Source organism: Amorphoplanes digitatis, assembly GCF_014205335.1.
Taxonomy (GTDB): Bacteria; Actinomycetota; Actinomycetes; order Mycobacteriales; family Micromonosporaceae; genus Actinoplanes; species Actinoplanes digitatus.
Genome location: NZ_JACHNH010000001.1, coordinates 7,818,530 through 7,831,399, shown reverse-complemented (window position 1 = coordinate 7,831,399; position 12,870 = coordinate 7,818,530). Strand labels below are relative to the sequence as shown.

Here is a 12,870-nt window from a genome sequence, read left to right as displayed (position 1 = left end):
GGGGTTAGGTTGGGTCATGGCCAACCGTCTCGCCGGCGCGACCTCGCCCTATCTGCTCCAGCACAAGGACAACCCCGTCGACTGGTGGCCCTGGTCCGACGAGGCGTTCGCCGAGGCGCGCAAGCGCGACGTGCCCGTGCTGATCTCGGTCGGCTACGCCGCCTGCCACTGGTGCCACGTGATGGCGCACGAGTCGTTCGAGGACGAGGCGGTCGCCCGGCTGGTCAACGACGGCTTCGTCGCCATCAAGGTCGACCGCGAGGAGCGGCCCGACGTCGACGCCGTCTACATGACCGCCACCCAGGCGATGACCGGCCAGGGCGGCTGGCCGATGACCGTCTTCGCGACCCCGGGCGGCGAACCGTTCTTCTGCGGCACCTACTTCCCGAAGGCCGGCTTCACGAACCTCCTGACGTCTGTGGCCACGGCCTGGCGTGACCAGCGCGAGGCGGTGATCACGCAGGGCGCGGCGGTGGTGCAGACGATCGGCGGCGCGCAGCTCGTCGGCGCGGCGACCGCCCCGATCTCCGCGGGGCTGCTCGACGCCGCGGCGGCCCGGCTCGCCGCGGAGCACGACCCGGCGTACGGCGGCTTCGGCGGCGCCCCGAAGTTCCCGCCGCACATGGACCTGCTGTTCCTGCTGCGCCACCACCAGCGCACCGGCGCGGAGAACGACCTGGAGATCGTCCGGCACACGGCGGAGCAGATGGCCCGCGGCGGCCTTTACGACCAGCTGGCGGGCGGCTTCGCGCGGTACGCGGTCGACAACACGTGGACCGTGCCGCACTTCGAGAAGATGCTCTACGACAACGCCCTGCTGCTGCGCGTGTACACCCAGCTGTGGCGGCTCACCGGCGACGCGTTCGCCCGCCGCATCGCGGACGAGACCGCGGCGTTCCTGCTCCGCGACCTGGCCACCCCCGCGGGCGGGCTGGCGTCGGCCCTGGACGCCGACACCGACGGCACCGAGGGGCTGACCTACGCGTGGACCCCGGCCCAGCTCAACGAGGCGCTGGGCGAACCGGACGGCACCTGGGCGGCCGACCTGTTCCGGGTGACCACCAAGGGCACGTTCGAGCACGGCAGCAGCGTCCTGGTGCTGGCCCGCGACATCGACGCCGCCGATCCGGAGCTGGTCGCCCGCTGGCGCGACGTCCGGGACCGCCTGCTGGCGGCGCGCGGCGAACGCCCGCAGCCGGCCCGCGACGACAAGGTCGTGGCCTCCTGGAACGGCCTCGCGGTCACCGCGCTGGCGGAGTACGCACAGCTCACCGGCGGTTCGGGCGCCGAGGCCGTCGAGCTGGCCACGGTGCTGGCGGAGCGGCACATCGTGGGCGGCCGGCTGCGCCGCGTCTCCCGCGACGGCGTGGTCGGCGCGCCGGTGGGCGTGCTGGAGGACTACGGCTGCGTGGCCGAGGCGTTCTGCGCGGTGCACCAGCTGACCGGCGACGGGCGGTGGCTGACCCGGGCGGGCGAGGTGCTCGACGTGGCGCTCGCGCACTTCGCGACCGGGTCCGGCGGCTTCTACGACACGGCCGACGACGCGGAACGGCTCGTGACCCGGCCCGCCGACCCGACCGACAACGCGACCCCGTCCGGGCTGGCGGCGCTCTGCGCCGGGCTGGTCGGCTACGCGGCGCTCAGCGGCGAGACCCGGTACCGGGAGGCCGCGGACGCGGCGCTCGAGACCGCCGGGCCGCTGATCGAGCGCCATCCGCGGTTCGCCGGCTACTCGGCGACGGTGGCGGAGGCGATGCTCGCGGGCCCGTACGAGATCGCCGTCGTCACGCCGGACCCGGCGGGCGACCCGCTGGTCGCGGCCGCGCACCGGCACGCGCCGCCGGGGACGGTCGTGGTGGCCGGCGAGCCCGGCCGCCCGGGCGTGCCGCTGCTGGCGGACCGGCCCCTGATCGACGGCGCCGCGGCGGCCTACGTCTGCCGGGGTTTCGTGTGCGACCGCCCGGTGACCTCGGTGGCGGACCTGGTGACCCGCCTGTCCGCCTGATCGCCGGCGGGCTCAGGCCGCCTCATCCGGCGGTCCGGCGGCTCGTTAGGCTGGCGGCGAGATGGATACCCGAACCGGTCTGCCCGTAGTCGGCATGGTGGGCGGAGGCCAGCTGGCCCGGATGACCCACCAGGCCGCGATCGCCCTCGGCCAGTCGCTGCGCGTGCTCGCCGAGTCGCCCGACGACAGCGCCTCGCTCGTCGCCGCCGATGTGCACATCGGCACGCACACCGACCTGGCCGCGCTGCGCGAGTTCGCCAAGGGGTGCGACGCCGTCACCTTCGACCACGAGCACGTGCCGACCGCGCACATCGCCGCGCTCGCCGCCGAGGGCGTCAAGATCTACCCCGGCGCGAACGCGATCCTGTACGCACAGGACAAGCGCCAGATGCGCGAACGCCTGAGCGCGCTCGGCGCCCCGGTGCCCCGCTGGCGGCCGGTGACCACGGCAGCGGAGATCGCCGACTTCGCCGCCGGCCTCGCCGGCGCCGACTCCCCGGCCGGCTGGCCGGTCGTGGCCAAGGCGGTCCGGGGCGGCTACGACGGCCGCGGCGTGTGGATGCTCGATGATCTCGCCGCCGCGGAGGCGCTCGTCGCCACCGGCACCGAGCTGATCGTCGAGGAGCGGGTGCCGCTGCGGCGGGAGCTGGCCGTGCTGGTCGCCCGGTCGCCGTTCGGGCAGGTCGCCGCCTACCCCGTCGTCGAGACCGTGCAGCGCGACGGCATCTGCGTCGAGGTGCTCGCGCCGGCGCCGGACCTGCCCGAGGCCCTCGCCGTCGGCGCGCAGCAGCTCGCCATCGACCTGGCCAACGCGCTCGGCGTCGTCGGGCTGCTGGCCGTCGAGCTCTTCGACACCGGCACCGGCGTCCTGGTCAACGAGCTGGCCATGCGTCCGCACAACTCCGGGCACTGGACGATCGAGGGCGCCCGCACGTCGCAGTTCGAGCAGCATCTGCGCGCCGTCCTCGACTATCCGATGGGCGAGACGTCGCTGGCCGCGCCCGCCGTGGTGATGGCCAACGTGCTCGGCGGCGAGCCCGGCGGCATGTCCATCGACGAGCGGCTGCATCACCTCTTCGCCGCCGATCCGGGCGCCCGCGTGCACCTCTACGGCAAGCAGGTGCGGCCCGGCCGCAAGATCGGGCACGTCACCGTGCTCGGTGACGACATGGCGCAGGTGCGCGTGCGGGCCGTGCGCGCCGCCCGCTGGTTGCAGGAAGGCAGGCAATGACACCGGTAGTCGGCGTGATCATGGGCAGCGACTCGGACTGGCCGACGATGGAGGCGGCGGCCGAGGCCCTGGCCGAGTTCGACGTGCCGTTCGAGGTCGGCGTCGTCTCGGCACATCGCACGGTCCGCAAGATGGTCGACTACGCGACGTCCGCGGCCGACCGCGGCCTCAGGGTCATCATCACCGGCGCGGGCGGCGCGGCCCACCTGCCGGGCATGGTCGCCTCGATGACGCCGCTGCCGGTCATCGGCGTGCCGGTGCCGCTGAAGTACCTGGACGGCATGGACTCGCTGCTGTCGATCGTGCAGATGCCCGCCGGGGTGCCGGTGGCGACGGTCTCGATCGGCGGCGCGCGCAACGCGGGCCTGCTGGCGGTCCGCATCCTGGCCGCCTCGGACCCGGTCCTGCTCAAGCGGATGCAGGCCTTCCAGGCCGGCCTCGAGCAGGTCGTCGCGGACAAGGACGCCGCGCTGCGGGCCCGCCTGCTCCCAGACGCCGGCTAAAGCCCCAACCGCAAGCAAAAGGCCCGCTCACCGAGGAACCGGCGAGCGGGCCCTTCCGCGTGGCTAGGCGCTCATCTCTTGGAAGGTGAAGTGCTGCCAGGCGCCGTAGGTTGTCTGGTTGGCGCTGTCACCGGAGTCGCCCGTCACGTAGACGGAGCGAACCCGGAAGAGGACGTCGCGCGGGTGTGCGCCGGTCAGCTTGGCGACCGACGTGCCGTCGGCGTCGATCGCGACGAACCGCGAGCTCCAGGCGCGCCACTCGCCGTCGGCGTAGAACTGGACGACGAGCTTCTGCTTGCGACCGGGGTATGCGGTCATCGCGGTGGTGAACTGCGGCGTCGTGTTCCGGTGGAAGTAGTGGTACTCCGTCGAGTCGATCAGGCCGGTCTGGTAGTGCTCCGAGACGGCCGTGCTGATCGCGACCCGGGTGCGGACGTCGGAGGTCGCCACCGCGGGTGCGTAGCGCGCGTCGCCGGCGAACCTGGCGGTCACCGTGGTGTTGCGGGTCAGCGTGATGCGGGCGGTGACCTTGCCCGCGTCGTTCACGGTCGCCGACTTGATCAGCCGGTTCGGCTTGTCGCCGTACGGGTCGGCCCAGATCTCCACGGTCCGGTTGGTGTGGGTGGCGCCCAGCCGCGCGGTGAAGGCCACCTGGGTGCCGTAGGCGAAGACCGCGCCGTTCCGGTTCAGGGTCAGCGCGGGCGCCTCCCGGGAGACCGTGACGGTGGTCCTGGCCGAGGCCGCGCCGTACTGCTCGTCACCGGCGAAGGCGGCCGTGTAGACGACCTCGCCACCGGCGTTCGGCGTGTCGGTGCAGGCGAACCCGCCGGCGGCGTCGGTCACCGCGGTGCACACCGGCGCCTTGGCGGACTCCAGGTCGGCGCGGTTCACGACGATCTCGGTACCGGCCGGGAGCGAGCTGGTGCCGGCGATAGTCAGCGGCTCCGCGCGGGTGGCGGTGGCCGGTGCGCTCACGGTGAGCGCCGGCGTCGGCGCCGGGTCGTTGAGCACCCAGAGCCGGAAGGCGCGGCGGTACCGGGCGACCGCGAACAGCCGCGGGCCGGCCGGCTCCCAGGCGATGCCCCGGTCCTGGATACCGTCGCGGGGCGGCTCGCCCGAGCCGTCGGGCGGGCTACCCGCCTCGGGCAGGCGAATCGTCTGGGTGGCCGAGGTCTGCTCGCCCTCGAAGACGTAGACGTCGTCCCCGGTCGCCTGATTCGCCACCGAGATCGCGATCCGGCCGTCGGTGTTGACGTCGACGCCGTTGGCCCGGGACAGCGCCGGGTAGGTGACGGTGGTCGTCAGGTCGCCGAGCCGGACCTGCGACTCGGCCCCGTTGGCGGCCCGGACCAGGTGGCTGCCGTCGGCGGTGAAGGCCGACTCCTTCACGGCGGGGCCGGTGCCGGCGGCCCGCCGGGGCTCGCCCTCGGTGCCCGACGAGACGTCGTACACCCAGAAGTCCGCGGAGTCGCGGTCGGCCACCACGAGCGTGCCGGGCGCGGCGGCGCCGGCCCGGACGACCGGTTCGGCCTGTAGCCGTTCGGCGTTCAGGCTGCCGGGCAGGTGCACGGTGTTGTCGGCCGGGTCGACCGAGCCGAAGTTGCCGTTGTCGCCCTCCATGAAGCCGAACCACAGCTTGTCGCCGACCGGCGCGACGGAGTGCGGACTCCGGTCGCCCACCGGGTAGCGGGCCGTCTCGCGCACCGTGTCGGTGTCGACGGCCGCGATCGCGTGCGCGCCCGACAGCGCGGCGTAGAGCCGGCTGGAGTCGCTGGAGAGGGCGAGGCCGTCCACGTACCCCAGGCCTGTCAGCTCGCCGACCACGGCGCCGCGGTAGTTGGTGGCGACGATCTTTCCGCCCGCCGGGTCGCTGATGAACACTCGCTTGTGGACGCCGTCGACGACGATGTCGCCGAACGAGGCGATCGAGAGCTCGGCCTGCGAGTCGGCAAGCGCGGCACCGGTGGTCGCGCCGAGCGCGAGGATTGACGATCCACAAAGGATCGAGGCCGCAAGCGCGGCCTTCCACTTACCCATATTGGTTCCCCCATGATCAAAACAGTGGTCGCAGCTTACGTTCCCATCGAAGGGCGTAAGATCGACCGAAAGGACGAGCCGGTTGCGGCTCGTCCTTCAGCTCATGCCCGATAGCCGTCGAACAGTGGTCCGCCGGCGCGGGCGAGCACCTCCGCGGCGAGGGCCGCCGGCTCGTCGCGGGCCGCCGACCAGCGCGCCGCGAAGGCCGGGTCCAGCTCCCTGAGCTCCCGCAACAGCCACTTGCCCGAGCTGAGCCACCCGCCGGCGAACGCCAGCGCGGCCCGCGCGGTCTCGAACCAGAGCGTCGCGGCGATCACCGACCGTTCGCCCGGGTCGGCCGCGTGCCGGTGATCGTCGAGCAGGTCGGTGAGGCCGTAGCGGAGCCGGTCCCGCTCGGCCGTGGTCAGCGGCGGCGGCCCGTCGGCGAGCACCCGGGCGCACCGGGCCGCGAGCTCGCCCGGGTCGCCGATCAGCGGCACGCCGCGGGCCAGCATCCGGTGTGTGCTCGGCTTGCGGGCGGCCAGCTCGCGCTCCAGGAACGCGGCCAGCCGTTCGGGGGTGTGCACGAACAGCTCCACCGGCCAGCCGCGGAAGTGCAGGCTCTCCCGGTATCCCGGGCCCGCCTCGTGGAGCACCACGATGTCCAGATCGGACCCGGCGGTGCGCTGCGGACCGATCACGCTGCCGGTGAGCACCGCCCAGGTGGCGTCGGGGAAGCGGTCGGTGACAAGCTCGCGGGCAACGCTCAGCGGATCCATTGCGAGATTCTGCCGCACCGAACGGCTAGCGCATCCTGACCAGGGCGCCGAAGACCCGCTCGTGGGTGCGGCCGGATCCATTGCGAGATCCTGCCGCACCGAACCGCTAGTGTCGTGAGTCGTTAATGCGTGTGCAGTAGTGGGCGATGGATTCGAGGATCTGGTCGGCGGTCTTGGTCCAGACGTAGGGCCGCGGGTCGTCGTTCCAGGTCCCGATCCAGTCGCGGATGTCTTTGTTGAGTTCGCGGACGCTGCGGTGGGTGCCGCGTTGCAGCTTTTTGGTGGTCAGTTCGCCGAACCAGCGTTCGACGAGGTTGAGCCAGGATGAGCTGGTCGGGGTGAAGTGCAGGATGAACCTGGGGTGCGCGGCCAGCCAGCGTTTGATCGCTGGGGTTTTGTGGGTGGAGGCGTTGTCCAGCACGACATGCACGTCGAGATCGGCGGGGACTTCGCGGTCGAGAGTCTGCAGGAACTTCTTGAACTCGATCGCCCGGTGCCGGCCGTGCAAAGATCCGATGACCTTGCCGGTGGTCAGGTTCAGCGCGGCGTAGAGGCTGGACGTGCCGGCGCGCATGTAGTCGTGGCTGGCGCGGGCCGGGGTGCCGGGCAGCATCGGCAGGACCGGGGCGGTGCGGTCCAGGGCCTGGATCTGTGACTTCTCGTCCACGCACAACACGACGGCGCGTTCGGGCGGGTCGAGGTAGAGCCCGACGACGTCGCGGACCTTGTCGATGAACTGAGGGTCCTTCGACAGTTTCCAGGTGTCCTGGCGGTGCGGTTGTAAACCGAACGCCCGCCAGATCCGCGAGACCGCGCTCTGGGTCAGGCCGACCTCGGCTGCCAGGGACCGGGTCGACCAGTGCGTGGCGTCCTTCGGTGTGGTCTCCAACGTCGTGGTGATCACCCGTTCCACCTCGGCGTCGACGATCGTGCGGGGCCGACCGGGCCGTGGCTCGTCCAGCAGTCCTTCGAGCCGGTCGGCTGCGAAGCGGTTACGCCACTTCTTCACCGTGTTCCGCGAGATCCCCAGTTCCTCGGCGATCAGCCCGTTCGGCGCCCCTGCAGCATCCGCGCAGGCGAGCACCACCCGCGACCGCAACGCGATCGCCTGAGCACTCGACGGACGCCGCGACCACGCCAGCAACTGCTCACGCTCGTCGTCAGTGAGCACGATCGGCACTGCTGTCGGCAACGGCATCCCACCACCGTACCCACTGACAACGATTTAACGACTCAGGACACTAGCGCATCCTGACCAGGGCGCCGCGGAGCCGCTCCTGGGTGCGGCGGCGGTTTTCGTTTGTGGCGCCCACGAAGAGCAGGATCACGCCGACCGGCACCAGGACCAGCCACGGACCGACCAGGGTCGCCGCGAAGTGGATCGTCGCGATCGCCGTGGCCACCGCGCCGACCACCACCGGTGCCTGCTGGCGCTGGCGGGAGCCCACGATCAGGGTGGCCACCGCGCCGAGCAGCAGCAGCAGCTCGCGCAGGTCGCCGGCGTCTGTGGCGATCACGATTCCGATCGTCGGCACGAACGCCGCCAGCAGGGCCGGCCCGTACGCCGCCCAGCTGCTCAGGTCCGGCCGCTGGCGGGACTCCAGGATGCCGACGAGCAGGGCGAGGGCCGCGAAGGGCAGCGTGTATGCCTCCGGCAGCGCCACCTCGGCGATCGCGATGAACAGCCAGATGCCGATGATCTCGAAGCCGACGGAGAGCCAGAACAGGTTGCGCCGCTGGTTCGGGGTGCGGCCCGGGCGGATCGCGGCCAGCCCGAGCACCGCGCCCCAGGCGGCCAGCAGCGCCGCGAGGTGAGCCGGGGAGTTGTAGGCAAGTGCGCCGGCGAGCAGGGCCGACGCGTAGCCGCTCCATTCGACGGTGGTGGCCTCGCGGCGGTACTCGGGCAGGCCGAGCCGCGGCAGGGCGGCCTCGAGCACCAGCAGCACCGCGCCGACGGCCAGCACCCCGAACGCGGCCCACTCCGGGGCCAGCCCGGCCACCAGCGCGACCGTAAGCACGAAGAACTGGCCCATCACCGCGGCGAAGAGCCAGCCGAGGATGCGGGCGTGCTGGCTGCGGCCGACCAGCGCGCCGACCAGGCCGACGCCGACCGCCGAGCCCAGCGTGAAGAGGGTGAGCTGCTGGGTGGCGAGGCTGCCGGCCAGCCCGGCGCCGCCCGCGAGCAGGCCGATCACGAAGACGATGTTGCGGGTCGTGCGCAGCAGGGTGGCCCGGGTGGCGACCGGCGGTGGGGTCAGCGCCAGCCCGAGCATCGAGATGGTGAAGACCACAAGCGCCGTGGATGTCGAGGCCGGCCACTGCGCGTTCATGGCGATCGGCGCGATCAGCAGGGTGACCGCGAGGCCGGGCAGGATCACCGGTACGGCCTCGGCGGGCTTGGCGCCGAAGCCGAGTGCGGCGAGCGCCGCGGCGATGGTCAGCAGCACCGCGGCGAGCACGCTGGTGCCGTCGACGCTGCCGGAATCGGGGTTGGCCAGCGCGGCGACCGGCCCCTCCCAGATCGCGCCGAGCTGCGCCAGCGGGTCGAAGAGGGCCGCACGCAGCGCGGGCGCGATGGAGAGCAGCGCCAGGACGGTCGGCAGGGCGGCGACGAGCACCGCGCCGTTCGCCGGGTCGACGAGCCAGCGGCCGCGAAGCCCGCTGGGTCGCAGCTCGGTCCAGTGTGGGCGCACGTAGCCGCTCTCGCTGCGGTAGCGGTTCGGCGCGACGGTGAGCCCGGGCGCCGGGATGGAGCCGCGCAGCAACTCCGCGAGGACGCCGAGCAGGGCCGCGGTCGCCGCGTACAGGGCGGTGGGGTAGTCGCTCGGCACCGAGGCCAGCGCCGTGATCGTGGCGCCGCCGACGAGCCCGATCGTGGCCCAGGGCAGGTACTGCGGCACCCAGCGGGCGACCAGCGCCAGCAGGGCCAGCGTGAGGCTGGACCCGGCGAGCGCCGCGGTGAGCACCACCTGCACCGAGTTGCCCTGGTCGGCAGCGACGGCCGCGAGCACGCCGGGGGCCGCGAGCAGCGCGCCCGCGGTCGCGGCGCCGCCGATCTGGGCCCGGTGCCGGGGCATGCCGGTGTCGTCGAGGGCGAGGTTGACCACCTCGTCCCGGTTCGCGGTCTCCGCCCACTCGCTCTGCGTCCCAGGCGTCAGATCGGCCCGCGACATCCAGGCCACCAGGACGCCGGCGAACGTGATCAGGCCGAGCGCGATCGCCGTCGACCAGGGCCGGACCAGGCCCGCCCCGACGGCGTGCAGCGAGACGACGGCGGCGACCCCGGCCCGGGTGAGCGCGGCGCGCGGGTCGGTCGCGGCGACCGCGGCGATCCCGTATCCGAGGGTGACCGCGCCGCCGATCAGCAGCGGCGACCACCAGGGCAGGCCGAACGCGGCCGGCGCCCCGATCGCGGCCAGGGCGACGCAGACCGCCTCGACGTCGTAACGGGTCGGGCGCGGCAGCGCGACGGCGGCCGCCAGCGCGATGATCACCAGCGCGACCGGTGCCTGCCAGGCGCCGGCCGGCGGGGTGGTGGAGTACGCGGTGACGTCGGAGGCCCAGATCGGGCCCGGCGCCGCGATGATGCGCAGGCCGCCGCCGATCGCCTGCCAGCCGGCGATCACCAGGACGATCAGGCCCGCGGCGCCCAGGCCGCGCACCGGCCCGCGGCTCCAATCCTCGGGCAGCGCGCGGACGCCGAAGGCCACGATCAGCACCACGATCGCGGCGACCGCGAGCGGCGAGTCGGGGAAGGCCAGTGCGGCGACCCGGGCGAGCGCACCGCAGACGGCGACGGTGGCCGCGGCCGCGGCGATGTCGGGGCCGTCGACCATCCGGTCGGCGCGCCGGCCCGAGTCGATCGACTTGGCGAAGAACAGCAGGCCCGCGGCGGCGAGCAGCAGCGCGCCGACCCAGATGTCGGGTGCGGTGGCGCCGGGTGCGAACAGCGCGGCGATCGCCATCGCGGCCGCGCCGCCGGCGGCGCCGGCGGTCATCGGCAGGCTGACCTCGCGGCGGGCCACCTGGAACACCGCGGCGTAGGTGAGCGTGCCCGCCACGGCCAGGAAGCCCAGCGCCAGCGCGGGCACGGTCACCGCCTCGGTGGGCGGCGGGCCGCCACCGGGGTCCTTGGTCGCCAGCACTGCCGTCACCACGGCACCCGGTATCGCCAGCGCGGCCGCGCCGGAGGCCCAGTCGCCGACCAGCCAGGCGTACAGGCGTACCGGAATCTGGCGGGCCGCGACCGCGACCATCACGCCCGCGCCGGCGATCGCGGTCAGCACCGCGGCGGTGAGCCACGACGCGCTCAGCGCGGCGCCCGCGCCGAAGAGGCCGACCACCCCGGCGGCCGCGATGTGCGCGATGGCGATCCGGCGGGTCGGCGCGAGCAGGCCCGTGCCGCCGAGGCCGATTGCGGCGAGCACCAGCGGCCAGGGCGCCTCCGACCAGGGCATGCCCAGCGACGCCGGCACGGCGAGGGCGGTCAGCGCGACGCCGGTGACGGCGCCCTCGTGCCGGTACTCGGCGGGCAGGGCGAGCGCGGCGGCGACAGTCAGCAGCAGGGCGCTCAGGGCGAGCAGCCAGCCGGACTGGCCCGCGGCCTCCGCGATGCGCCCGGCGTAGGCCGCGGTGTCGGCGTTCCAGACCGGCCGGGCGGCCTCCACCGGGGCGATCGCGGCGCGCAGGGCGTCGACGGCGACGAAGAGGCCGATGAGCGTGAGCGCGCCGGCCGAGGCGTACTGCGGGCCGCGGCGGGCCTCCTCGGGCACCGTGCGGACCACGGCGCCGGTGACCGCGACTGCGGCGGCGGCCGCGGCCAGGGTCCAGGACGGCGACGCGACGGTGGCGATCCGGGCGACGGCGGCGATCACGGCGAGCGCCAGCACGCCGCCGGCGATGTTGCGGGCCAGGATCCGCTGCACCAGGCGGGCGGCGGCCGAGACGGTAAGCGCCGCCAGCACCAGGATCAGGCCGGAGCGCACCGCGTCCGGCAGGGTGTCCGCGGTCAGCAGGGCGGCGCCCGCGTAGACCAGCGCGCCCGCGGCGGCGGCACAGAGCAGGCCGAACGTCAGCCCGCGCAGCAGGCCAGCCGACGGCGGCGTGGCGGGCGGGGCCAGCGGCACCGAGCCGGCGGCCGAGGCGCCGGCCGGGCGGGGGCCGGGGAAGATCCGGGTCGGCAGCCACCGCCAGCGGCGGCGGCCGGTCAGCCCGTCGATGATCAGGTCGGGCTCTTCCGGCAGCGACTCGGGCCGGGCCGGCGCGTCCTCGTAGTCGGCCGGGTCGGCCGGGTCGACGTCCCGGTCGGCGTAGTCGGCCGCGCCGGCGCGCCGCGCGTCGGCCGCGGCGAGGGTCTCGCGGTCGGCCGCGACGGGCCGGCCGAACGGCCAGCGCGGCACCAGCCGGCCGTGCCGGATCACCGTGGTGAGCAGCAGCAGGTCGATGAGCGCGACCACGGTCAGCGCCAGCGCCCAGCCGGCCGCGCTCTCGATCGCCGGGTACGCCAGCAGCGGCGCGACGGGCTGCACGGCGACGACGGTGGCGTAGCGGGGCGCGGCGAGCCGGGTGACGCCCGCGTAGAGGAACGACACCACGGCGGTGATCAGCAGCGTCACGCCGAGGAACACCGTCGCCGGTATCGCGGCGCCGCCGAACAGGCTGCTGCCGTGCAGCGCGAACAGGGTCAACGGCAGCAGCACGAGGCCGACCGCCGCCAGCGTCTCCGCGGTCGAGGTCAGCCCCCGGCGCGAGATCGCGGGCGCGACCCCGAGCGCGACCGCGGTCGCGATGGCGAGGATGAACACGCGGCCGAACGTGTTGCTGGTGGCTCCGGCGAAGACGATGGCGGCGACGCCGAGCACGAGGGCGCTGAGGCCGAGCAGGATGTTCTGCACCGACTTCGAGGAGGTCTCCGGCCCGTGCGCCAGATGCAGGTCCGGCTCGGGCGGCAACGGCGCGACCCGGGGCCGGCGGCGGGGCGGCGGCGGTGGCAGGGCCGGGCGCTCGGTCGGCGGCGGATCGTCGACCAGGGTGGTCACGCCGTCGGTGGCCTCACCGGGCGGGCCGGTGTGCGCGGTGCCCGGCTCGGCCCAGGACGGCGCACCGGTCGTCTCGCCGGGCCGCCGGCGCACCTTGCGGGCGGTCTTGGCGGCCCGCTTCTTCTGCTGGTTGGCGTGCGCCAGGATGTCGCGCTGGAACTGCGCCGCCTGGATCTTGCCCGCGATCTGGGTCCGTTCCTTGGCCGCGGCCATGTCCCGGATCTTCAGGTCCGCGATCGACGCGTCGATGCGAGCGAGCTCCTCGTCGTAGCCGTCCTGCGCCACGGCACCTCCTCGA

General features: G+C 74.1%; 7 protein-coding genes. 3 read left to right on the top strand and 4 right to left on the bottom strand.

The window, feature by feature from the left end; translation table 11 throughout:
• Positions 1-16 precede the first annotated feature (16 nt).
• The 3 genes from BJ971_RS34500 to purE all read left to right on the top strand — a co-directional run bounded on the left by BJ971_RS34500 (position 17) and on the right by purE (position 3,739).
• Positions 17-2,005, top strand: coding sequence for a thioredoxin domain-containing protein (locus BJ971_RS34500; protein WP_184997485.1), 1,989 nt, complete (start codon positions 17-19; stop codon positions 2,003-2,005).
• 61 nt (positions 2,006-2,066) lie between these two features.
• Entirely contained in the window at positions 2,067-3,236 is a 1,170-nt protein-coding gene (locus BJ971_RS34495; protein ID WP_184997484.1) for a 5-(carboxyamino)imidazole ribonucleotide synthase, read from the top strand.
• The gene (gene purE / locus BJ971_RS34490) at positions 3,233-3,739 is read left to right on the top strand and encodes a 5-(carboxyamino)imidazole ribonucleotide mutase (protein WP_184997483.1); all 507 of its coding nucleotides are present in this window, start codon (positions 3,233-3,235) and stop codon (positions 3,737-3,739) included. Before BJ971_RS34495 ends, purE begins: the two co-directional genes overlap by 4 nt.
• Before the next feature lie 63 nt (positions 3,740-3,802).
• On the opposite strand, the gene BJ971_RS34485 is transcribed toward purE, so the two are convergent.
• The 4 genes from BJ971_RS34485 to BJ971_RS34470 all read right to left on the bottom strand — a co-directional run bounded on the left by BJ971_RS34485 (position 3,803) and on the right by BJ971_RS34470 (position 12,857).
• Positions 3,803-5,776 (bottom strand): YncE family protein, encoded by a 1,974-nt coding sequence (locus BJ971_RS34485; protein WP_184997482.1) that lies wholly within the window; start codon positions 5,774-5,776, stop codon positions 3,803-3,805.
• A 101-nt stretch (positions 5,777-5,877) separates the two neighbouring features.
• On the bottom strand, positions 5,878-6,534 hold the full coding sequence (locus tag BJ971_RS34480; RefSeq protein ID WP_184997481.1) for a nucleotidyltransferase domain-containing protein: 657 nt from the start codon (positions 6,532-6,534) through the stop codon (positions 5,878-5,880).
• A 106-nt stretch (positions 6,535-6,640) separates the two neighbouring features.
• Entirely contained in the window at positions 6,641-7,732 is a 1,092-nt protein-coding gene (locus BJ971_RS34475; RefSeq protein ID WP_184997480.1) for an IS630 family transposase, read from the bottom strand.
• 43 nt (positions 7,733-7,775) lie between these two features.
• Positions 7,776-12,857 carry an SCO7613 C-terminal domain-containing membrane protein gene (locus BJ971_RS34470; protein ID WP_184997479.1) on the bottom strand — a complete coding sequence of 1,694 codons (5,082 nt, stop codon included), beginning with the start codon at positions 12,855-12,857 and terminating at the stop codon, positions 7,776-7,778.
• Positions 12,858-12,870: the final 13 nt, after the last annotated feature.